At 70.9% G+C, this 19,101-nt stretch carries 17 protein-coding genes and 2 tRNA genes; 7 read left to right on the forward strand and 12 right to left on the reverse strand.

The annotated features are described in order from the left end of the window. Nucleotides 1-77: 77 nt before the first annotated feature. A complete protein-coding gene (locus CLT68_RS01670; protein ID WP_099848389.1) occupies nt 78-533 on the forward strand; it encodes an ATP-binding protein in 456 nt (151 codons plus the stop codon). Nucleotides 534-627: 94 nt separating this feature from the next. Here CLT68_RS01670 and CLT68_RS01675 read toward each other — a convergent pair whose 3' ends face one another. Further along, the gene (locus CLT68_RS01675; RefSeq protein ID WP_099848391.1) at nt 628-1,566 is read right to left on the reverse strand and encodes a ribose-phosphate diphosphokinase; all 939 of its coding nucleotides are present in this window, start codon (nt 1,564-1,566) and stop codon (nt 628-630) included. A 101-nt stretch (nt 1,567-1,667) separates the two neighbouring features. On the opposite strand from CLT68_RS01675, the gene glpK reads away from it, so the two are divergent. Further along, nucleotides 1,668-3,152, forward strand: a complete 1,485-nt coding sequence (gene glpK, locus CLT68_RS01680; RefSeq protein ID WP_099848393.1) for a glycerol kinase GlpK — start codon at nt 1,668-1,670, stop codon at nt 3,150-3,152. 15 nt (nt 3,153-3,167) lie between these two features. On the opposite strand, the gene CLT68_RS01685 is transcribed toward glpK, so the two are convergent. After that, on the reverse strand, nt 3,168-4,001 hold the full coding sequence (locus tag CLT68_RS01685) for a phosphoribosylaminoimidazolesuccinocarboxamide synthase (RefSeq protein ID WP_099848396.1): 834 nt from the start codon (nt 3,999-4,001) through the stop codon (nt 3,168-3,170). 138 nt (nt 4,002-4,139) lie between these two features. Between CLT68_RS01685 and CLT68_RS01690 the strand changes: the two genes are divergently transcribed. Further along, complete coding sequence (locus tag CLT68_RS01690) at nt 4,140-5,471, forward strand: ABC transporter substrate-binding protein (RefSeq protein ID WP_486482053.1); 1,332 nt, start codon at nt 4,140-4,142, stop codon at nt 5,469-5,471. Nucleotides 5,472-5,527: 56 nt separating this feature from the next. Here the strand turns inward: CLT68_RS01690 and CLT68_RS01695 are convergent, their stop codons facing one another. From CLT68_RS01695 to CLT68_RS01725, 7 genes are all read right to left on the reverse strand, one after another. Further along, nucleotides 5,528-5,776 carry a hypothetical protein gene (locus CLT68_RS01695; protein WP_088950039.1) on the reverse strand — a complete coding sequence of 83 codons (249 nt, stop codon included), beginning with the start codon at nt 5,774-5,776 and terminating at the stop codon, nt 5,528-5,530. Nucleotides 5,777-5,980: 204 nt separating this feature from the next. Continuing rightward, a tRNA-Met gene (locus tag CLT68_RS01700) sits at nt 5,981-6,054 on the reverse strand. A 123-nt stretch (nt 6,055-6,177) separates the two neighbouring features. Further along, nucleotides 6,178-6,251, reverse strand: a tRNA-Met gene (locus CLT68_RS01705). An 83-nt stretch (nt 6,252-6,334) separates the two neighbouring features. Continuing rightward, nucleotides 6,335-7,282: a hypothetical protein gene (locus CLT68_RS01710; RefSeq protein ID WP_099848399.1), complete on the reverse strand. Its 948-nt coding sequence runs from the start codon at nt 7,280-7,282 to the stop codon at nt 6,335-6,337. Then, nucleotides 7,272-7,781, reverse strand: a complete 510-nt coding sequence (locus tag CLT68_RS01715; RefSeq protein ID WP_099848402.1) for a SigE family RNA polymerase sigma factor — start codon at nt 7,779-7,781, stop codon at nt 7,272-7,274. Before CLT68_RS01715 ends, CLT68_RS01710 begins: the two co-directional genes overlap by 11 nt. Nucleotides 7,782-7,968: 187 nt before the next feature. Beyond that, entirely contained in the window at nt 7,969-10,959 is a 2,991-nt protein-coding gene (locus CLT68_RS01720; RefSeq protein ID WP_099848404.1) for a UPF0182 family protein, read from the reverse strand. Between the two features lie 96 nt (nt 10,960-11,055). After that, nucleotides 11,056-12,069, reverse strand: a complete 1,014-nt coding sequence (locus CLT68_RS01725; RefSeq protein WP_199176965.1) for a YlbL family protein — start codon at nt 12,067-12,069, stop codon at nt 11,056-11,058. Nucleotides 12,070-12,183: 114 nt separating this feature from the next. On the opposite strand from CLT68_RS01725, the gene CLT68_RS01730 reads away from it, so the two are divergent. Continuing rightward, the gene (locus CLT68_RS01730) at nt 12,184-13,473 is read left to right on the forward strand and encodes a zinc-dependent metalloprotease (RefSeq protein WP_199176966.1); all 1,290 of its coding nucleotides are present in this window, start codon (nt 12,184-12,186) and stop codon (nt 13,471-13,473) included. 116 nt (nt 13,474-13,589) lie between these two features. Here CLT68_RS01730 and CLT68_RS01735 read toward each other — a convergent pair whose 3' ends face one another. Together CLT68_RS01735 and CLT68_RS01740 are read right to left on the reverse strand one after the other, a co-directional pair. After that, nucleotides 13,590-14,198: a hypothetical protein gene (locus tag CLT68_RS01735; RefSeq protein WP_099848408.1), complete on the reverse strand. Its 609-nt coding sequence runs from the start codon at nt 14,196-14,198 to the stop codon at nt 13,590-13,592. Nucleotides 14,199-14,500: 302 nt separating this feature from the next. Further along, nucleotides 14,501-15,031 (reverse strand): M48 metallopeptidase family protein, encoded by a 531-nt coding sequence (locus CLT68_RS01740; protein ID WP_099848410.1) that lies wholly within the window; start codon nt 15,029-15,031, stop codon nt 14,501-14,503. A gap of 512 nt (nt 15,032-15,543) precedes the next feature. Between CLT68_RS01740 and CLT68_RS01745 the strand changes: the two genes are divergently transcribed. From CLT68_RS01745 to CLT68_RS01755, 3 genes are all read left to right on the forward strand, one after another. Next, complete coding sequence (locus CLT68_RS01745) at nt 15,544-15,714, forward strand: DUF5679 domain-containing protein (RefSeq protein WP_167457767.1); 171 nt, start codon at nt 15,544-15,546, stop codon at nt 15,712-15,714. A gap of 215 nt (nt 15,715-15,929) precedes the next feature. Further along, nucleotides 15,930-17,042: a TOMM precursor leader peptide-binding protein gene (locus CLT68_RS01750; RefSeq protein ID WP_099856687.1), complete on the forward strand. Its 1,113-nt coding sequence runs from the start codon at nt 15,930-15,932 to the stop codon at nt 17,040-17,042. Beyond that, nucleotides 17,039-18,385, forward strand: coding sequence for an ABC1 kinase family protein (locus CLT68_RS01755; RefSeq protein WP_099848412.1), 1,347 nt, complete (start codon nt 17,039-17,041; stop codon nt 18,383-18,385). The genes CLT68_RS01750 and CLT68_RS01755 overlap by 4 nt, the downstream gene beginning before the upstream one ends. A 293-nt stretch (nt 18,386-18,678) precedes the next feature. Here CLT68_RS01755 and CLT68_RS01765 read toward each other — a convergent pair whose 3' ends face one another. Beyond that, nucleotides 18,679-19,044 (reverse strand): WhiB family transcriptional regulator, encoded by a 366-nt coding sequence (locus CLT68_RS01765; protein ID WP_088950048.1) that lies wholly within the window; start codon nt 19,042-19,044, stop codon nt 18,679-18,681. Between the last annotated feature and the right edge of the window lie 57 nt (nt 19,045-19,101).

The raw sequence follows: 19,101 nt of genomic DNA on the forward strand, positions 1-19,101 counted from the left end.
CGAGTGCGGTTCGGGAAACCCTGACGTACGGTGGAAAAGCCGCGAAATACTCCGAGATCCGCCGCCGGGACGGGCCCATGACGAACGCAGATCCGCACGCACCGCGTACGGTTGTGCCCATCGAACCTGCCCTCCTGATCGCCGAGGCCTTCGACCAGGCCCAGGTGACCGAGATTCGACACTCGGTCACCTCATGCGCGCATGCCTGCGGACTCACCGGCCAGCGGCTGGACGACTTCGTGCTCGCGATCAACGAGTTGATCACCAATGCGGTCCGGCACGGCGGCGGGCGTGGATGGTTGCGCCTCTGGAACGAGTCCAGCCTGCTGGTCTGCGAGGTGGCCGACCACGGGCACGGGATCAGCCCGCAGCGGCTGGGCGACCGCAGTCGGCCGGCCCCGGACACCGCCGGCGGGTGGGGCCTCTGGCTGGCCCGCGAGCTGACCGACGCCATGGAGGTCGTCTCCAGCTCCGCCGGCACCACCGTCCGGATCACCGCCGGCCTCGTCAGCCACGACCGCACCACCCGCTGATCCTCCGCAGCCGCTCCCCGCGGCTGCAATCTGCGGCTGCGGGGAGCGGCTGCGGGAACGGCTTGCGGCAGCGGGGACGGCTTGCGGCTGCGGCTCAGGCGAACAGCGCCGAGACGGACTCCCCGTTGTGGATCCGGCGCATCGCCTCGGACAGGGCGGGCGCCACCGACAGGACCTGCAACTTCGGCACCCGCTTGGCGTCCGCGATGGGCACCGTGTTGGTGCAGACGATCTCCAGGACGCCCTCCTGGTCGCTGAGCCGCTGGAGGGCGTCGCCGGAGAACAGCCCGTGCGTGCAGGCCAGCCGGATCGACCGGACCTTCAGGCCCCGCAGATGCTCCATCAACTCGACAACAGTGCTGCCCTTGGCGATCTCGTCGTCCAGCACGATGACGTCCCGGTCGGCCACCTCGCCGATCACCGCGCTGATCTTGACCAGGTCGTCACTGAACCGCTGCTTCGCGCCGGCCGCGACCGGCGTGCCGAGCAACCGGGCGAAGGCCGCCGCCTCCTTGGCGTTGCCAAGGTCGGGTGAGACCACCACGGTGTTGCTCAGGTCGTAGCGCCGGAAGTGGGTGGCCAGCTCCCGCAGCGCGTGCAGGTGATCCACCGGGACGCTGAAGAAGCCGTGCACCTGCGGCGAGTGCAGGGTCATCGCGAGCACCCGGTCCGCGCCGGCCGACACGAGCAGATCGGCGACGAGCCGGGCGCCGATCGAGATCCGCGGGGCGTCCTTCTTGTCGGAGCGGGCGTACGCGTAGTGCGGCAGCACCACCGTGATCCGGCCGGCCGAGGCGCCCCGCGCCGCGTCGATCATCAGCAGCAGCTCGACCAGATTCTCCTGCACGGGCGGCACCAGCGGCTGGATCAGGAAGACGTCCCGCTCCCGGCAGTTGGCCTGCAACTGCACTTCCAGACAGTCGTTCGCGAATCGGGAGACCCGCACCGGGTGCAGCGGCACCCCGAGGTGGGCACAGATCTCGGCGGCCAGGTCGGGATGGGCAGTTCCACTGAAAACGGCGATGTCGCGCACGTTCGCACATCGTAGGCGACCCGGGCGGCGGCCTTCGGCGGCGGGCCGCAACCGGCCGTGACGCCTGTCGCACCGAACGCCGGTCCGGGTACGGTGCTGCGGTGACCCCCCAGTACGTCGCCGCCATCGACCAGGGCACCACCTCCTCGCGGTGCCTCGTCTTCGACTCCGCCGGGGACATCGTCGCCGTTGCCCAGCGCGAACACCGGCAGATCTTCCCCCAACCAGGCTGGGTGGAACACGACGCCGAGGAGATCTGGGACAACGTCCAGCAGGTGGTCTCCGAGGCGCTGCGGGCCGCCGGCACCGACCCGGCCGGCCTGGCCGCCGTCGGCATCACCAACCAGCGGGAGACCACCCTCGTCTGGGACCGGGCCACCGGTCGCCCGGTGGCCAACGCCATCGTCTGGCAGGACACCCGGACCGGGCCGCTGCTGCGCGAGCTGGCCTCGGCGTACGGCGAGGAGCGGTTCCGGGCCCGCACCGGCCTGCCGCTGGCCACCTACTTCGCCGGCCCGAAGCTGCGCTGGCTGCTGGACGAGGTCGACGGCCTGCGCGAGCGCGCGGAGCGCGGCGAGGTGCTCTTCGGCACCATGGACAGCTGGCTGATCTGGAAGCTGACCGGAGAGCACGTCACCGACGTGACCAACGCCAGCCGGACCATGCTCATGGACCTCACCACCCTCGACTGGGCTCCGGACCTGCTGGACGCGATGGGCGTCCCGGCGGCGATGCTGCCGGAGATCCGCTGCTCCGCCGAGGTGTACGGCACCGCCACCGGCGTGCTCGCCGGGGTGCCGGTGGCCAGCGCTCTCGGCGACCAGCAGGCCGCCCTGTTCGGGCAGACCTGCTTCCAGCCGGGCGAGGCGAAGTGCACCTACGGCACCGGGAGCTTCCTGCTGCTCAACACCGGCGCCACCCCGGTCCCGTCGACGCACGGCCTGCTCACCACGGTCGCCTACCAGATCAAGGGGCAACCGCCGGCGTACGCCCTGGAGGGCGCGATCGCGGTCACCGGCTCGTTGGTGCAGTGGCTGCGCGACAACCTCGGGCTGATCTCCACGGCCGCGGAGGTGGAGGATTTGGCCCGCACCGTGGACGACAACGGCGGCTGCTACGTGGTGCCCGCGTTCTCCGGGCTGTTCGCCCCGCACTGGCGCACCGACGCCCGTGGGGTGATCGCCGGTCTGACCGGTTACATCACCAAGGGGCACCTGGCGCGGGCCGCGCTGGAGGCGTCGGCCTGGCAGACCCGCGAGGTGGTCGACGCGATGGATGCCGACTCCGACGTGGCACTGCGCCGGCTCCGGGTGGACGGCGGGATGACCGCCAACGGTCTGCTCATGCAGTTCCTCGCCGATGTGCTCGACGTGCCGGTGGTTCGGTCCCGGATCACCGAGACCACCTGTCTGGGTGCCGCGTACGCGGCCGGCCTGGCGGTCGGCTTCTGGCCGGATCTGGCCACCCTGCGGGCGAAGTGGCGCTCCGATGCCCAGTGGGAGTCCACCATGGCCCCGGAGCTGCGCGACCGGGAGCTGCACAACTGGCGCAAGGCCGTGCAGCGCACCCTCGACTGGGTGGAGTGACCGCCGACGCGGCTGTCACTCCCAGCGGTTGCCGGTGAGCTTCTCGTACACCTCGACGTACCGGGCGCGGGTCGCCTCGACGACCTCGTCGGGCACGTCCGGCGCGGGGGCCTGCTTGTTCCAGCCGCTGCCGGTGGCCCAGTCCCGCACGTACTGCTTGTCGTAGGAGAACTGCACACGGCCCGGCTGGTACGACTCGGCGGGCCAGAACCGCGACGAGTCGGAGGTGAGCAGTTCGTCGGCGAGGACCAGGGTGCCGTCCGGTGCCCAACCCAGCTCGAGCTTGGTGTCGGCGATCAGGATGCCCCGGTCGGCGGCCAGCTCGGCACCGCGCCGGTAGACGTCGATGGTGATCTGCCGCAGCCGCTCGGCGGTGGCCTCGCCCACCTTGTCCACCACGTCGTCGTACGTGATCGGCTCATCGTGCTCACCCATCGGCGCCTTGCTCGACGGTGTGAAGATCGGCTCGGGCAGGATCGACGCCTCGCCGAGCCCTCGGGGCAGGGTTATGCCGGACACCGCGCCGGTCTGCTCGTACTCCCGCAGGCCGCCGCCGGTGAGGTAACCCCGGGCCACGCACTCGACCGGGACCATGTCCAGCCGCTGGCAGCGGATCGCCCGCCCGGCGAACTCGGCGGGCACGTCGGTTGCCGAGATGACGTGGTTCGGCACCAGGTCGGCGAGCTGCTCGAACCACCAGAGCGAGAGCGCGGTGAGTAGGCGACCCTTGTCCGGGATCGGCGTCGGCAGCGCCACGTCGTAGATCGAGATGCGGTCCGAGGCGACCAGGATCAGGTCATCACCGTCGGCGTAGACGTCCCGAACCTTGCCCGAGTGCAGAAGTTCCACGCGCCCTAGTACACCATGCGACATCGGAAGGCCTGATTCGACCACCCACGCCGGGGGTGACCGGACGGACGTTGACACCTTCGTGCGCTGCCTGCGTGAATGGTCCGACCGCCGCCCTCGCAGGTCCAGGAGACCCCCGTGCCCGTTGTTCGACCCCCGTTCGACCGCCTCGGCGCCGACCCGGGCCGGCGCCGACTGCTGACCGCGGTGCTCGGCGCACCTCTGCTCGCCTCCGGCGGGCTGGCCGGGTGCAGCGACGACGCCGCCACCTCGACCCAGGACGGGCCGGTCGAGCTGTCGGTCTTCTGGTGGGGCGGTCCCAGGCGGGCGGCGCTCACCGAGAAGGTCCTGCGGCTCTACTCGGAGCGCAACCCCCAGGTCACCTTCCGGGTCACCTGGCAGGGCGCCGACGGCTACTACGAGCGCCTGGCCACCCAGGCGGCCGGCGGCAACGTACCGGACCTGGTCCAGATCGACGACGCCATGCTGACCGAGTACGCCCAACGCCAGATCATCCTCGACCTCACCGACCGGGTCGCCGACCACAGTCTGGATCTGCGGGGCCTTCCGGAGGGGCTGATCCGCTACGGCACGGTGGAGGGGCGGACGATGGCGGTGGCCGGCGGGCAGACCCACGCGGGTGTGGTCTTCAACCGGGAGTTGTTGCGGGAGCTGCAGGTGCCGGAACCGCGCGCCGGGATGAGCTGGGCCGAGTACATCTCCTGGGCGGAAGAGGTCACCGAGGCCAGCGACGGCCAGGTGGCCGGCACCATGGACCCCTCCGGTGACTACCGGGCACTCTGGCTCTGGTTGCGGTCACAGGGCGGCGAGCTCTACCGGGGTAAGCAGCTCGGTTTCGGCGTGGAACAGCTGATCACCTGGTTCGAGCTGTGGCAGCGGGCCCGCAGGGCGCGGGCCACGCCGGGTGCGGCGCTGGTCGAGCAGGCCGACAGCGGCGAGCCGTCCCGGCAACTGGTGGTGACCGGGTTGACCGCCGCGTCGTTCGCGTGGTCCCACCAACTGCCCGAGTTGCAGCGGCTCACCGGGGCCGAGCTGGGCATGGTCGGCTTGCCGGGGCCGACCGGTGCGCAGTGGGCGCGCGCCTCGATGTTCTGGGCCGCGTTCCGGGGCACCCGCCACCCGGACACCGTCACCGACGTGATCAATTTCCTGACCACGAATGGCGAGGCCGGCACCGTCCTCGGCCACGAACGCGGCCTGAACGCCAGTCTCGCCGTCCGCCGCTACGCCGAGGGCAGCATCACCGATCCGGCCCAGCAGCGGGCCGCCGCGTTCGGCGCGGCCATCGCCGACCAGCTCGGGCCGGCCCCGGCGCCACCCCCGAAGGGGCACGCGAAGGTGCGGACCCTGCTGGTCGCCACTGCGGAGAGCATCCGCGTCAAGCGGACCGGCACCCGGGCGGCCGCCTCACGTTTCATCGCGCAGGCCAACGCCGCCCTGGCGGCGTGACGACCGGAGGTCGGCCCACGGCCCGCCGCCGTGGACCGACCTGACCGGCTGCCGGGTCAGCGCGGCGGGCCGCCGCGACGGTTGCGCATCAGACGCAGCACGAGGAACACGACGATCGCGACCACCACCAGGCAGCAGAGCAGCGGAAGGATCCCGAAGCCGCTGCGACCCCGACGCCGGGCGGCTTCCACCACCAGCTCGCCGGTGCCCGTGGACGCCCAGGCCGCGACGGGCACGAAGACCGCCAGAACGGCCCCACCGAGGACCGCGCTGAGTCGGCCCCACCACTTACCGAATGAAGACATACGCCCATCCTCGCCGAAGGACGCAACACCGGCACGTCGGTCCACGCCGAATCACGGAACTGAGATCTTTCCGGCCTGAGGTAGGACCCGCGAGGGGCCGGTGCCTGCGAGGTGCCGGCCCTCCGGGAGTCGCTCCTCCCCGCTGAGGCGCCAAACAAGTCCGGCCCCCACAATGTGGGGGCCGGACTCATGTCATTTCATTTGTAGCGGGGACAGGATTTGAACCTGCGACCTCTGGGTTATGAGCCCAGCGAGCTACCGAGCTGCTCCACCCCGCGTCGACTGGTTAAGACTAACCCATGCGTCCCGGCGATGATCAGCGGGGGTCACCAACCGCTGCGGCCGACACCGCAGAATGTCGAAAGCCCGCCTCCGGCGAACCGGAGACGGGCTTTCTGTCGTAGCGGGGACAGGATTTGAACCTGCGACCTCTGGGTTATGAGCCCAGCGAGCTACCGAGCTGCTCCACCCCGCGTCGGCTCGCTAACCGTAGCGCACCACCCCCGGCCCCCGCAAAACGACATCCGAATCCGCCGGATCGCGACCCGGCCGCCGCGGTCAGCCGAGCCAGACCTTCACGGCGGCGACCGCCCGGGCGCTGTCCGCGTCGACCTGCGCCCGTTGGCTGGAGGTGTTCTCCCAGCCCTGCTCCCAGAGGATGGTCACCACGTCGCCGACCCGGATCGCCCGGATCAGCCGTACGTCCTCCACGCCGGTCGGGTCGCCGTTGACGTCCAGTTCCGGGCGGCGCATCTCGAACAGCACCGACTCGTCGCCATAGCGGGTGTCGGTGAGCAGCCGCTGCCTGCTCAGCACCGGCGCGCTGTCACCTGGCCGTTCCTGCTGCGGGCAGTCGCGCACCGCCCGCCGCAGCTCGTCCAGCAGGTCGTCGGCGCGCCCGGCCCGGTAGATGGTGATGGAGTGCGTGTACGTGCCGTCCGGGACGTGCCCCGCACCGGGATTCTGCGGCAGCTTGTAGACCACGTTCCGGGTCCGACGCTGCACGATCGCCCCCTCACTCGAGTAGCGGGCGCCGCACAGGTCCGGCAGCACCTCAACGTCCCGAAACTCCGGCGCGATGCCGATCTGGTTGGCCGCCGCGAGCCGGAAGAACGCCCCATCCGGGATGCCGGTCGGCGTCCTGGGCTGCGCCGCACCTGTGACACCGGGAGACGTCGCCGTCGTACCCGGGGAGCGTCCGGGCGGGGTCGGCGAGACGGGCGGTGATGCCGAACCGCCGGTCACGCTCGGCGACGGCGACGCGGATGGCGGCGCCGGCGGCGTGGGCGTGCCGGCCGGCGACGGTACGGTCGCCGACTGCGGAGCGACCACCTGGGTCCCGACAGCCACGCCCACCACCACCAGGGCCACGGCAAGGGTGCTCCCGCCGACACGCAGCCTGGCCCGACGGTCCGCCTCCTGCCGCAGCACCTCGGGGACGCCCAGATCGCGAGCGTCGGCGTCGGCGGCGAGGGACCGGTACAGCTCAGACAGTTCACGCGACATCGGTGGCCTCCAGTTCCACGACGGCCAGATCGGGCAGCAACGCGGCGAGTCGGGCCCGGCCGCGGGAAAGCCACGACTTCACAGTGCCAACCGGCACGTCGACCTCTCGGGCGATCTCCTCGACGGGCATGTCGAACAGGTAGTGCAGCGCCAACACCCGCCGGTGGGTTGTCGGCACCTGACGCAGGGCCTGGACCAGCAGCACGCTGTCCTCGTTGGGCGGAGGGACCGGCGGTGGAGGCCCGGCCAGCCGCAGCGCGCCACGCAGGCCGCCCAGCCGCCGCCAGCGGTCGGTCGCCAGGCGGGACACCACCAGCCGCAGCCACGCCTCCGGCGCCGGATGCGCCGACAACCTCCCCCACTGCCGCCAGGCCCGGGCGTACGCCTCCTGCACCAGGTCCTGTGCCTCGTTGTGGTCGCCGGTGACCGCATAGCCGTACCGCACCATCCGCCGCGCCGTGCCGCGGTAGAAGTCATCGAAGCTCTGCGCGTCCCTCACGACTGCTCCCCCTCATCCCACCCCGTTGCAAATGAGGACGGCGAACCGGTGCCGCAGGTTGCGGCCCGACCGAACCTGTCGGTGAGGTGACACACGGGCACACCACCGGACACGGCGGAGCCCCCGCCGTCCGGACCGGTGCGGTCCGACGACGAGGGCTCCGAGACGTGCTCCCCGCTGTGGTGGATCAGCCGCCGGGGCTCGGCGACGCGCCACCACTGGCAGTGCCGGCGGCCTGCTGCGCCTGCTGGAACGCGGTGAGCGCCTCGTCCAGGGCCTTCAGCGCACGCCCGTACCGCTCGAAGTCACCGGACGTCTGCGCGGCCCGGACCTCGGTGATCGCGGTCTGCACCCGGCCCGCGGCGACGGCCAGGTCACCGGTCGGCGGCGGGATGCTGGCGCTCGGCGTCGGCGCCGGCGTGGCGGTCCCGCTGGGCGTCGGCGTCGGCGTCGGGGTCGTGGGGTTGCCCCCGGTGGTCGGCGGCGGCGACGTGCCCTGCCCGGCCTTCTTCCCCTGCTCGACCAGCTGCTTGATGCCGTCGTTGATGTTGTCGGCCAGCGCCACGAAGGAGCCACCGTCACCGTAGGAGAGCAGCACCTTCTGCAACAGCGGGTACGCGTCCTGCTGGTTGCTCTTCACGTAGACCGGCTCGACGTAGAGCATGCCGTCGGCGAAGGGCAACGACAGCAGGTTGCCGTACTGCACCTGAGCCTGGTTGCTGGAGAGAAGGTTGAGCTGCTGACGGATGTTCGCGTTGTTGGTCATCTGCTGGTGCACCTGCACCGGGCCCGAGATCCGGGTCTGGTCCGGCAACTCCAGCACCTCCAGGCGGGGCTTCCCCTCGACGTACGACCCGGAGATCAGCGCGGCGAGGTTCTGCCGGCCGTTCGGGGTAACCGCCGAGGTGAGCTGGAACCGCGGGCTCTCCTGCCCCGGGAACTGCGTGAACAGGTAGTACGGAGGCTGCTTCTGGCCGCTGTCCGGGGCGTCCGGCACGTTGGGCACCTGCCAGAAGTCCTGAGCCGAGTAGAAGTCACCCGGGTTGGTCACGTGGAACTTGGTGAGCAGGTTGCGCTGCACCTTGAACATGTCCGCCGGGTAGCGCAGGTGCTCGGTCAGCTCGACCGGGATATCCGCCTTCGGCAGCACCAGGTCACCACCGAACGCCTTGTTCCACGCCTTGAGCACCGGGTCGGTGTCGTCGTACTCGTAGAGCTTCACGGTGCCGTCATACGCGTCGACGGTGGCCTTCACCGAGTTGCGCATGTAGTTGACGTCCTCCCGGGCCAGCTGGAAGGTGCCCCGGTTGGTCAACTCGTCGGTGGTCTCGGTCTGGAGGTTGACCTTCTCGGCGTACGGGTAGGTGGCCGCCGTGGTGTAGCCGTCGACGATCCACTGCACCCGGCCGTCGACAACCGCCGGGTACGGGTCGCCGTCCAGCGTGAGGAACGGCGCGACCTTCTCCACCCGGTCGCGCGGGTTACGCACGTAGAGCAGCTTGGAGTCCTTGTTGACCGCCTCGGACAGCAGGAAGTTCGACTCCTGCTCCTTGATGGCGTACAGCAGCCGCCGGGCGAAGGAGCCGATCTCCACGCCGCCCTCACCGGTGTAGGTGTAGGACTCGCCGCCACCCTCACCGACCGGCCGGTCGAACTCGGCCTTTTTGTTCGGGTCGGACTGCCCGACGATCGCGTAGTCGTCGGCCGCCATCCGCTCGCCGTAGTAGATCCGCGGCTGCTTGGCCGTGATCTGCTCGGTCTGCGAGGAGCACGCCTCCTGGGTCTTCTCGCCCAGGAAGCCGGAGACGAAGAACGGCTGCCCGCCGCAGACCACCTGGTTCGCCGGGGCGGCCACCAGCCCGTACCCGTGGGTGTAGACGGTGTGCCGGTTGATCCAGGTGTTCTGCTGGTCGGTCAGCTCACCGTAGTTGATCTCCCGGACGCCGACCACGTAGTCGGAGACGTTCCCGTTCACCCCGTACCGGTCGATGTCCAGCTTGGGGCCGAAGTCGTAGAAACCACGCACCTGCTGGAGCTGGGTGTACGTCTCGCTGACCAGCTGCGGGTCGAGCAGACGCACGTTCGACACCACCGAGGTGTCGGTTGCCAGGTTCGCCGGTGGGGTGAGGTTGTTCGCCGCGTACGGTGTCGTCTCGGTGGCCGCCAACCCGAACGCCGCTCGTGTCGCGTCGATGCTGCGCTGGATGTACGGCGCTTCCTTGTCCTTGGCGCTCGGCTTGACCTCGAAGGTCTGCACGGCCCAGGGGTAGATGCCGCCGATGGCCACCGCGGACACGCCGAGCAGCGCCAGCGAGATCCCCGGCCAGACCAGGTTCCGCATCCAGGCGTTGGAGAACACGATGATCGCGATCGCCACCACGATCGAGATGTAGGCCAGGATCTCCTTCGCCGGCAGCAGCGCGTTGACGTCGGCGTAGCCGGCGCCGTACAACTTGGCGCCCTCGTTGTACTCCAGCAGCATCGCCCGCCGGTCCAGCACGTACGCGACGGCCTTCAACAGCACGAAAACCGCGACCAGGCTGCTCAGGTGCGCGCGGGCGGCGTTGCTCATCCGGTCACCGACGCCCTGCAGGCGGACCCCGCCGAAGAGGTAGTGCACCGCCAGCGCGCCGATCACCGCCAGCACCACAGCGGTGAAGGCGACGCCGAGCAGGTAACGCCAGAACGGCAGCTGGAAGACGTAGAAGCCGATGTCCACCCCGAACTCCGGGTCCTTGATCCCGAAGTCACCGCCGTTGCGGAAGAGCAGCCACTGGTTCCACCGGTTCTGCGCGGAGAGGCCGGCGAAGAGCCCGACCACAGCGGCGGTCAACGCGATCCAGGTGCCCAACCGCGGGCTGAGCACCATCCGGTAGCGCTCCAGCGTCGCCTGCTCCACCGAGTGCGGACGCAGCCGCGGACGCAACCGGTAGGCCAGCCACAGGTTGCCACCGACGATCACCGCCATGCCGAGACCGACGGCCAGGAAGAGCACCAGCCGGGTGAGCAGGACACCGGTGAAGACCTCGGTGTAGCGCACCTCGTCGAACCAGAGCCAGTCGGTCCACGCCTGGACACCCCACCCGAGCAGGGTGAAGAGCACGAACACCCCAACCAGGACAGCGATGGTGACGCGCCCGCGCCGGCTCATCCTCGGAAGGGGGCTGCTGCTACGCATTACCACTGTTGGCTCCGCACGCTCGATGTGATCGGCTCCGACCAGGCACCCAGAGTACGGGGTGTTCCTGAGCGTGTCGGGGCACGGTCACACCGGTCAGCAACGCGTCGGCTGACCACCCGCGCGCAACGCCTCCAGAGCGGTCATCGCCTCGTCCAACGAACCCACCCGCAGCAGGGGCAGACCCGGCTGCGGATTGCGGACCGCCTCGGCGCAGTTGTCCGCCGGCACGAGGAACACCTTGGCCCCGGCGCGCTTGGCGCCGACCAGCTTCTGGGCGATCCCGCCGATCGGGCCGACGTTGCCCTCGTCGTCGATGGTGCCGGTGCCGGCGATGATCTGACCGCCGGTGAGATCGGCCGGGGTCAGCTTGTCCACGATCCCCAGGGCGAACATCAGACCGGCGCTCGGCCCACCGATGTCCTCCAGGTCGATGCCGAGGGTGAACGGGTGCGGCTGCTGCTGGTCGATCTCGACGCCGATCCGCGGCCGACCGTCCTGCTCCTGGCTGGTCACCTTCACCGTGGCGGGCACGCCGTCCCGGGTGTAGCCGATGGTCAACGCCGTCCCGGCCGGCTTGGCCCGGACCAGTTCGGTGACCTTCGCGGCCACCGGCACCGGCTGACCGTCGACGGAGGTGATCACGTCGCCGGCCTTCAACTCGCCGGCGGCCGGCCCGTCACCGGACACCGTCTTGATCACCACCTGCACCGGAAAGCCCAACTCCCGCAGCGCGGAGGTCTCCGCGCTGGTCTGGGACGCCTTGAAGTCCTCGGCGTTGCGCTGCTCGACCTGCTCCGTCGACTCCCCCGGCGGGTAGACCAGCTCGCGTGGCACCACCGCCTCGTCGTCGGAGAACCAGCCCGCGATCGCCCCGCGCAACCGCACCGTGGGCTGCACACCCACCGTGGTCAACCGCAACTGACCGGCGGAGGTCGAGGTCTCCCGCCCGGTGACCTGGATGACCTCCTTGCCGTCGGCCGTACCCAGGGTGTTGACCGTCGGGCCCGGGCCCAGCACCACGTACGGGATCGGAACCCGGAGCACCCCGATGCTCAGCAGGGCGGTGAACAGGGCACCGAGCAGGACCGTCAGGCCACGACGTCTCATGCCGCAGAGCGTACCGACCGACCGGACGGCTCCTGCCGGATGCGCACGCGACTTCGCCCTCAGCGCAACGCCAGCGGCGGCGACCTGGGGCGCGGCCCGCGTACCGTAGACGTCGTGCCTGATATTCCGTTCGGTTTCGCGCTCCCGGGTGGTCAACCACCAGACCCCAACGATCCCGCGCAGATGCAGCAGTTCATGTCGCAGTTGCAGCACCTGCTCTCCGCGCCGGGCAGCGGGCCGGTCAACTGGGACCTGGCCCGGCAGGTAGCAGCCAGCCAGCTCGCGGCCGCCGGCGACCCGGCGGTGTCACCGTATGAGCGCAACGCCGTCGAGGAGGCGCTGCGCCTGGCCGACCTGTGGTTGGAGCCGGCCTCGGCGTGGCCGTCCGGCATCCAGTCCCCGGTCGCCTGGAACCGCAATGAGTGGATCTTCAAGACGCTGGACGTGTGGCGCAAGCTCTGCGACCCGGTGGCCAGCCGCATGGTCGGCGCGATGGGCGACCTGGTGCCACCGGAGGCCCGCGCCCAACTCGGCCCGATGCAGTCGATGGTGGCCTCCCTCGGCGGCGCGCTCTTCGGCGGTCAGCTGGGCCAGGCCCTCGGTTCGCTCGCCGCGGAGGTGCTCTCCGCCGGCGACATCGGGCTGCCGCTCGGCCCGGCCGGCACGGCCGCGCTGATCCCGGCCAACATCCGGGCGTACGGCGAGGGCCTGGAGCTTCCCGAGGACGAGGTCCGCCTCTACGTGGCACTGCGTGAGGCCGCCCACCAGCGGCTGTTCCAGCACGTCCCGTGGCTGCGCGGTCACGTGCTCAGCGCGGTCGAGATGTACGCCTCGGGCATCCGGGTCAACCGGGAGGCGATCGAGGAGGCGATGGGCCGGGTCGACCCGACCGACCCGGAGTCGATGCAGGCGATCGCCCTGGAGGGCATCTTCACACCGGAGGACACTCCGGCGCAGAAGGCATCCCTGGCCCGGCTGGAGACCGCACTCGCCCTGGTCGAGGGCTGGGTCTGCCACGTCGTGGACAGCGCCGCCAGCGACCGGCTGCCCAACGTCGTCCGGCTCGGTGAGGCGTTCCGCCGTCGCCGTGCCGCCGGTGGCCCCGCCGAGCAGACCTTCGCCGCACTCGTCGGCCTGGAGCTGCGCCCACGGCGCCTTCGCGAGGCCGCGGCACTCTGGGCGGCGCTCACCCAGCACCGTGGCATCGAGGGCCGCGACGCCGTGTGGGGCCACCCGGACCTGCTCCCGTCGGACGACGACTTCGCCGACCCGGTCGCCTTCGCGATGAACGACATGGACCTCAGCGAGCTGGACAGCTTCGACTTCACCGCTCCCGGTGGGGTGGAGGAGAAGTCCCCGGGCCAGCCCGACGAGACCGACGGCGAGAACGACACCAAGTCCTGAAACCTGGGCCGTGATGCTTGAAGCCGGGTGCCCGCGCTGCTCGACGGCGGGCGCCCAGCGTGCAGGTGGCCCTGGATGGGCAGCAGGTGACGGCCCCCGGTCGGGAAGCGTGCCGGTCAGGCGGGGCGGCCCGAGCCGGAGAGCAGGGCGCGGGTCGCCTCCCAACCCTCGAAGGCCGGGTCCAGCGTGGCCAGGTCGGCCGGGCCGCGCAGTCGCCGCCAGCCGGCGGTGACCGCCACGTCCCCCGGTCGAGGGGCACCGGAACGAACGTCCGTCGGCGTTGCCGTGTCCAGGTTCAGCGGGGGTAGCCAACCCGGCACGGGCAGCCGCACAGCCACCCCGAGCAGGCCCGGACCGCCGCCGTCGACCGGAGCCACCGCGACGGGTCGGGTGGTGAGCGGGCGCAGCAGCTTGCCGACAGTCAGTGCGGGCAGGTCAGGCACGTCCCCGACCAGCACCGCCGCCTGGTCGTAGCCCTCCAGCGCGGCGAACACGGCATTCGGCGTCGGCTCGGCGACCTCGTAGACCGCGGTGCCGGGCCAGACCAACGCGTCGGCGAGGGATCGGTCGGCCGGGGTGACCGCGACGGCGATCTCCACCTCGTTGAGCGTGGCGAGCAGGTCGATGACGTCTTCCGCGAGCGCCGCTCGCCATTCGGCCCGGTCGACGCCCGGGGGCGACCAGGAAACCGGTCCGAGCAACGCCACTACCACCCGTCGTGCCACCCCCCGACCCTAGCGCCCATCCTGGCCGCCCCGACCACCCGCTCACCCGCACGGCCGCGCCGCGCCGAACAGCGACCCCGCACGCCCGACCACCCCGCAGGCCCCAGCACGCCGAACGGCCGTCTCGCACGGCGCGCGTGGGCATGATCGAACCGGGTTCATGGAAGTCGCGGTGTCCGCAGGGCATCGATAGCGCGGTTTTCAGGAAGGCGAGTGGATCTAGGCCGACCGCGCTCTCAAACGAGGCGCGGGCTTTCCGAAGGGCTCGGCGCGCGGCAGCCCGGAGACTCGAGGTCTGTGGATCAGGTGGGGAGCGGTGCGCAGGAGGCAGCGGCCACGCCTTCGAGGTAGCCGCGGGCGCGTTCCGCCTTCGGGTAACGGCCGACCAACGCCCAGAACCGGGCGTTGTGGCTGGGCACGATGAGGTGCGCCAACTCGTGCAGCAGCACGTAGTCGATCACCCAGTCGGGCATTTCCTGAACGCGGTGCGAGATTCGGATGCTGCGGTCGGCCGGCGTGCAGGAGCCCCACCGGCCGTTCTGGTTGGTGACCCATCGGACGCTGGCCGGAACGGCCTTCGTGGGGTATTCGGCCAGGTAGAGGTCGATGAGCCGGCGCGCCCGGGCCAGCAGCTCGGCATCGGAGCGGGCCAGGCGCCCCTCCCGGGCGGCGAGCCGGGCGAGCATGCGGTCGACCCACTCGCTCTCCTCGGCTCGGGAGAACTGGTCCGGGATGAGGACGACGACCCGCTCACCGTCACGGTACGCAGACACCGTGCGTCGTCGGCGCTGGCTGCGCCGCACCTCGACGACCGGCTTGCGCGTCCCCGCCATCACTGGCCCGCGCAGCCTCGGCTACGTGTCACGAAGGAAAGCTAATGCGTACTGACCAGGGGTCCGCAAGGGTCAACCACGCGACACGCGCCCAGAAAATGGTGATTGGTCGTCAGGCGTCCGGAAAATTTCTTGACGACGGCCCCGCCACGCCATCTCGTCACCCTTCGTGAACGCCGATGGCGGTGTCGCACGACGCCTCTCCACCGTAGGTGATCACCGGCCGGAGGCCGCGCCGGGGGCACTCGCACGGGTGGCTGTGAGGGTTTGGTCGGCGTGTCCCCGCCAAACTGACTTATCCGACCTATTTCGCCATGCACACTCTCGACGTCGACTTGCTCACAGTGTCGATGCACAGCTGACATGGAACTGCCCAGACCTGGGTAGGGTCCGCGAACCAGCGGTCACGAAGGTGGCCGCGGAGTGAGACCCAGCGCCGGCGCCCCGTGTGGCCCGCCGCCGGGCACCCCGCCGGGACGGCATTGACCGGCGGACGAGACGAGGAGGGCACCGTGGCCGACCAGGCCCAGACGACCTACAACGGTTACTGCGTCAAGTGCAAGGAGAAGCGGGACTTCGAGGGGCACGTCGAGGTCTCGAAGACCGGAATGAACATGGCCAAGGGCAAGTGTCCGGTTTGCGGGACAACAGTGAACCGCATCCTGGGCAAGGCCAAGGTCTGACCGTACGGGTGACGGGGGCGGGGTGGCCGGTGGTCACCCCGCCCCGTTGCCGTCCTGGGCGGTCGTCGGGTCGTCGACCGCCTGTCGGGTGACCGACAGTCTCGCCGGCAGCCTGTGGAAAACCCGGCAAAGCCTGTGGACAACGCTGGACAGCGGCCTGGGCGCCTGTGGACAACGATCGACCGAACGCGAAGTCACGGTCACGATTGGTGACCATGAGTCGCACCGTACTGCCCCGTCCCACGCTGCTGCCCGGCCTCAACCGGCTCTGGCGGGACCGGCACACCCTCCAGCTCGGCGTCGGCCCGGGGCCCGCCGTGCTGCTGGAGCTGGCCAATCCCCGAGCCGCCCATCTGCTCGACCTGCTCGACGGCACCCGCAGCGAACGCTCCGTCCTGACGCAGGCGGCCACCGTCCGGGTCACCGCCGACGAGGCACGTACGCTGCTCGACGCCCTGCGTACGGCCGGCCTGCTGGTGCCCGCGCACAGCCTGCTCCCCCGTGACCTGGCCGGCCCGGTCCGCGCCCGGCTGGCGGCGGAGGCCGGCGCGTTGGCCCTGGCCGCCGCTCGACTGCCCGGCACCCCCGCACAGGTCCTGCGCCGTCGGCGGACCACCCGGGTCGTGCTCACCGGTGCCGGGGCGCTCGGCGGGCCGCTGACGGTGGCGTTGGCCCAGGCCGGCGTAGGGCAGGTGATCCCCCACCTCACCGGCCCGGTCCGACCCGTCGACCTGGTCGGCACGGGCATCCCCGCCACCGAGCTGGGTCACCCGCTGGCACCGGCCGTGCGGGCGGCGGTCAACCGCGTCGCGCCAGGCACCGGCACCCAGCGGGGCCGGTCCACCCGGGTGGACCTGGTGATCCAGCTCGGCACGGACCGGCCACCCGCGCTGGTGGCCGCCGGTCTGGCCCAACGCCGGCAGCCACACCTGCTGGTCACGCTGCGCGAGGGCGTACCGGTCGTCGGGCCGCTGGTCCGCCCACCGGCCGGGCCCTGCCTGCACTGCGTCGAGCTGCACCGGGCCGACCGCGACCCGGACTGGCCGCGGCTCGCCGCCCAGCTCGCCGCCACCGACCCGGTCGCCGCCGGAGCGACCAGCACCCTGCTGGCAGCCATCGGGTACGCGCTGGCCGAGGCGCTGACGCAGCTCGACGGCGGTCAGCCGGAGACCCTCGGTGGGGCCATGGAGATCACCGGCGCGGGCCGCTTCCGCCGTCGGGGCTGGCCGCCACACCCGGCGTGCGGGTGCTCGCGAGGTCGAGTGTCCGCACCAGCCCGGCCGCAGAGCAGCAGCGGAGCCCTCCGGTCGGTAACAATGACCGTGTGACCGACATACCGCGCCGCGCCGTGTCCCGCACCGCCAAGCTCGCCGCCCTGCCGCTCGGCTTCGCCGGCCGGACCGTTCTCGGCATGGGAAAGCGCGTCACCGGGCTCGCCTCCGACGTGATCTCCGCGGAGATCCAGCAGCGCACCGCCGAGCAGCTGTTCAGCGTGTTGGGCCAGCTCAAGGGTGGGGCGATGAAGTTCGGCCAGGCGCTGTCGGTCTTCGAGGCGGCACTGCCGGAGGAGATCGCCGCGCCCTACCGCCAGGCGCTCACGAAGCTCCAGGAGGCGGCGCCGCCGCTGCCGATCGCCAGCGTGCACAAGGTGCTGGCCGAGCAGCTCGGCCCCGACTGGCGGGACCTGTTCGTCGAGTTCAACGACACCCCGGCCGCCGCCGCCAGCATCGGCCAGGTGCACCGGGCACGGTGGCGGGAGCCGGGGTTCGACGAGTCCGGCGCACCGAACAGCCGCGACGTGGCGGTCAAGATCCAATATCCGGGCGCCGGTGAAGCGCTCCTCTCCGACCTCAAGCAGCTCTCCCGGCTGGGCGGAATGTTCCGGGCCATCCAACCCGGTCTGGACGTCAAGCCGCTCCTGGTCGAGCTGCGCGAGCGGATCACCGAGGAACTGGACTACGAGCTGGAGGCCGAGTCGCAGCGCGCCTTCGCGGCCGCGTACGCCGACGACCCGGAGATCTACATCCCGCAGGTGATCAACGCGGCACCCCGGGTGCTGGTCACCGAGTGGGTGACGGGCACCCCGTTGGCCGACATCATCCGCGAGGGCACCGAGGAGGAGCGGGACGAGGCGGGCCGGCTGATGGCCACCCTGCACCTCTCCGCTCCGCAACGGGCCGGGTTGCTGCACGCCGACCCGCACCCGGGAAACTTCCGGCTGCTGCCCGACGGCCGACTCGGGGTGATCGACTTCGGCGCGGTGGCCCGGATGCCGGAGGGAACGCCGGAGCCGATCGGTCGGATCGCCGCGATGGCGCTGCGCGGCGACGCCGACGAGGTGGTGGCGGGGCTGCGCTCGGAGGGCTTCATCGGCGCCACCGAGCAGATCGACGCCGAGGGGGTGCTCGACTTCATCCGTCCGATGCTGGAGCCCATCGCGGCGGACGGGTTCCGGTTCACCCGGGCCTGGCTGCGGGCCGAGGCGGGTCGACTCGCCAGCCCGCGCTCCCCCACGTACCAGCTGAGCAGGCAGCTCAACCTACCGCCGTCGTACCTGCTGATCCACCGGGTGACGCTCGGCTCGATCGGAATTCTCTGCCAGTTGGAGGCGAAGGCTCCGTACCGCAGCATCCTGGAGCGTTGGCTGCCCGGCTTCGCCCCGGTCGCCTGAGGACGTCCAGAAGGGCGGGTGCCGGTCGGCACCCGCCCTTCTGTGTGCGGTGGTACTAGAGAACGCCCAGGTCGCGTGCCGTCTGGTTGCGGCTGTTCATGGCGACGGTACGGGCGGATCGGGTTGCCTCAGTGCTCGTGGTGGTACGACCGGCCTGAGGCCGGCGCATTCGAGCCCGGGACAACGCTTCGTGGAGTAGTTGCATCTCGAAGGCTCCACTCGGGACGTTGAACATCGTCTTCTCACTCACTGCCGGTGCGACACCGGCGTAGTTGGTACGGATCGGGAACACGTCAGGCTGCCAGCCGGACCGCGCCACGCACCTCGGACAGCCCACTGGCCGCCAGGCGCGCCTCGGCCTCGACCCGAAGCTCGGCGTCACGAGCGACGTCCTCCTTACGTGGACGGCCACGGGGCCGCTTACGCGGGACGACCGCGCCACGCTCGAAGATCTCGCCGCCCCAGACGCCCCACGGCTCCGCTCGCTCAACAGCTCCGGCCAGGCATTCGACACGCAGCGGGCAGTCCCCGCAGAGCGACTTGGCCAGCTCGAGCTCGGTGGGCGAGTCGGAGAACCACAGGTCAGGGTCGAACTTCCGGCAGGGCAGGTTCGCCTCCATCTCGATGCTCATGTCGAGTGGGGCCAACGCCAGACTCATCTCCCGGTCACCTCTCTCTCACATTCGATCTCGTGGATCGCATTCCGACGTACTTAC

The organism is Micromonospora sp. CNZ299 (assembly GCF_002754415.1).

Coding starts and splice junctions, on each gene's coding strand:
- CLT68_RS01740 (WP_099848410.1), bottom strand. CDS start 15,031: ATGGCGGGGACGCGCAAGCCGGTCGTCGAGGTGCGGCGCAGCCAGCGC.
- CLT68_RS01710 (WP_099848399.1), bottom strand. CDS start 7,282: ATGTCGCGTGAACTGTCTGAGCTGTACCGGTCCCTCGCCGCCGACGCC.
- CLT68_RS01750 (WP_099856687.1), top strand. CDS start 15,930: ATGAGTCGCACCGTACTGCCCCGTCCCACGCTGCTGCCCGGCCTCAAC.
- CLT68_RS01695 (WP_088950039.1), bottom strand. CDS start 5,776: ATGTCTTCATTCGGTAAGTGGTGGGGCCGACTCAGCGCGGTCCTCGGT.
- CLT68_RS01725 (WP_199176965.1), bottom strand. CDS start 12,069: ATGAGACGTCGTGGCCTGACGGTCCTGCTCGGTGCCCTGTTCACCGCC.
- CLT68_RS01765 (WP_088950048.1), bottom strand. CDS start 19,044: ATGAGTCTGGCGTTGGCCCCACTCGACATGAGCATCGAGATGGAGGCG.
- CLT68_RS01670 (WP_099848389.1), top strand. CDS start 78: ATGACGAACGCAGATCCGCACGCACCGCGTACGGTTGTGCCCATCGAA.
- CLT68_RS01720 (WP_099848404.1), bottom strand. CDS start 10,959: ATGCGTAGCAGCAGCCCCCTTCCGAGGATGAGCCGGCGCGGGCGCGTC.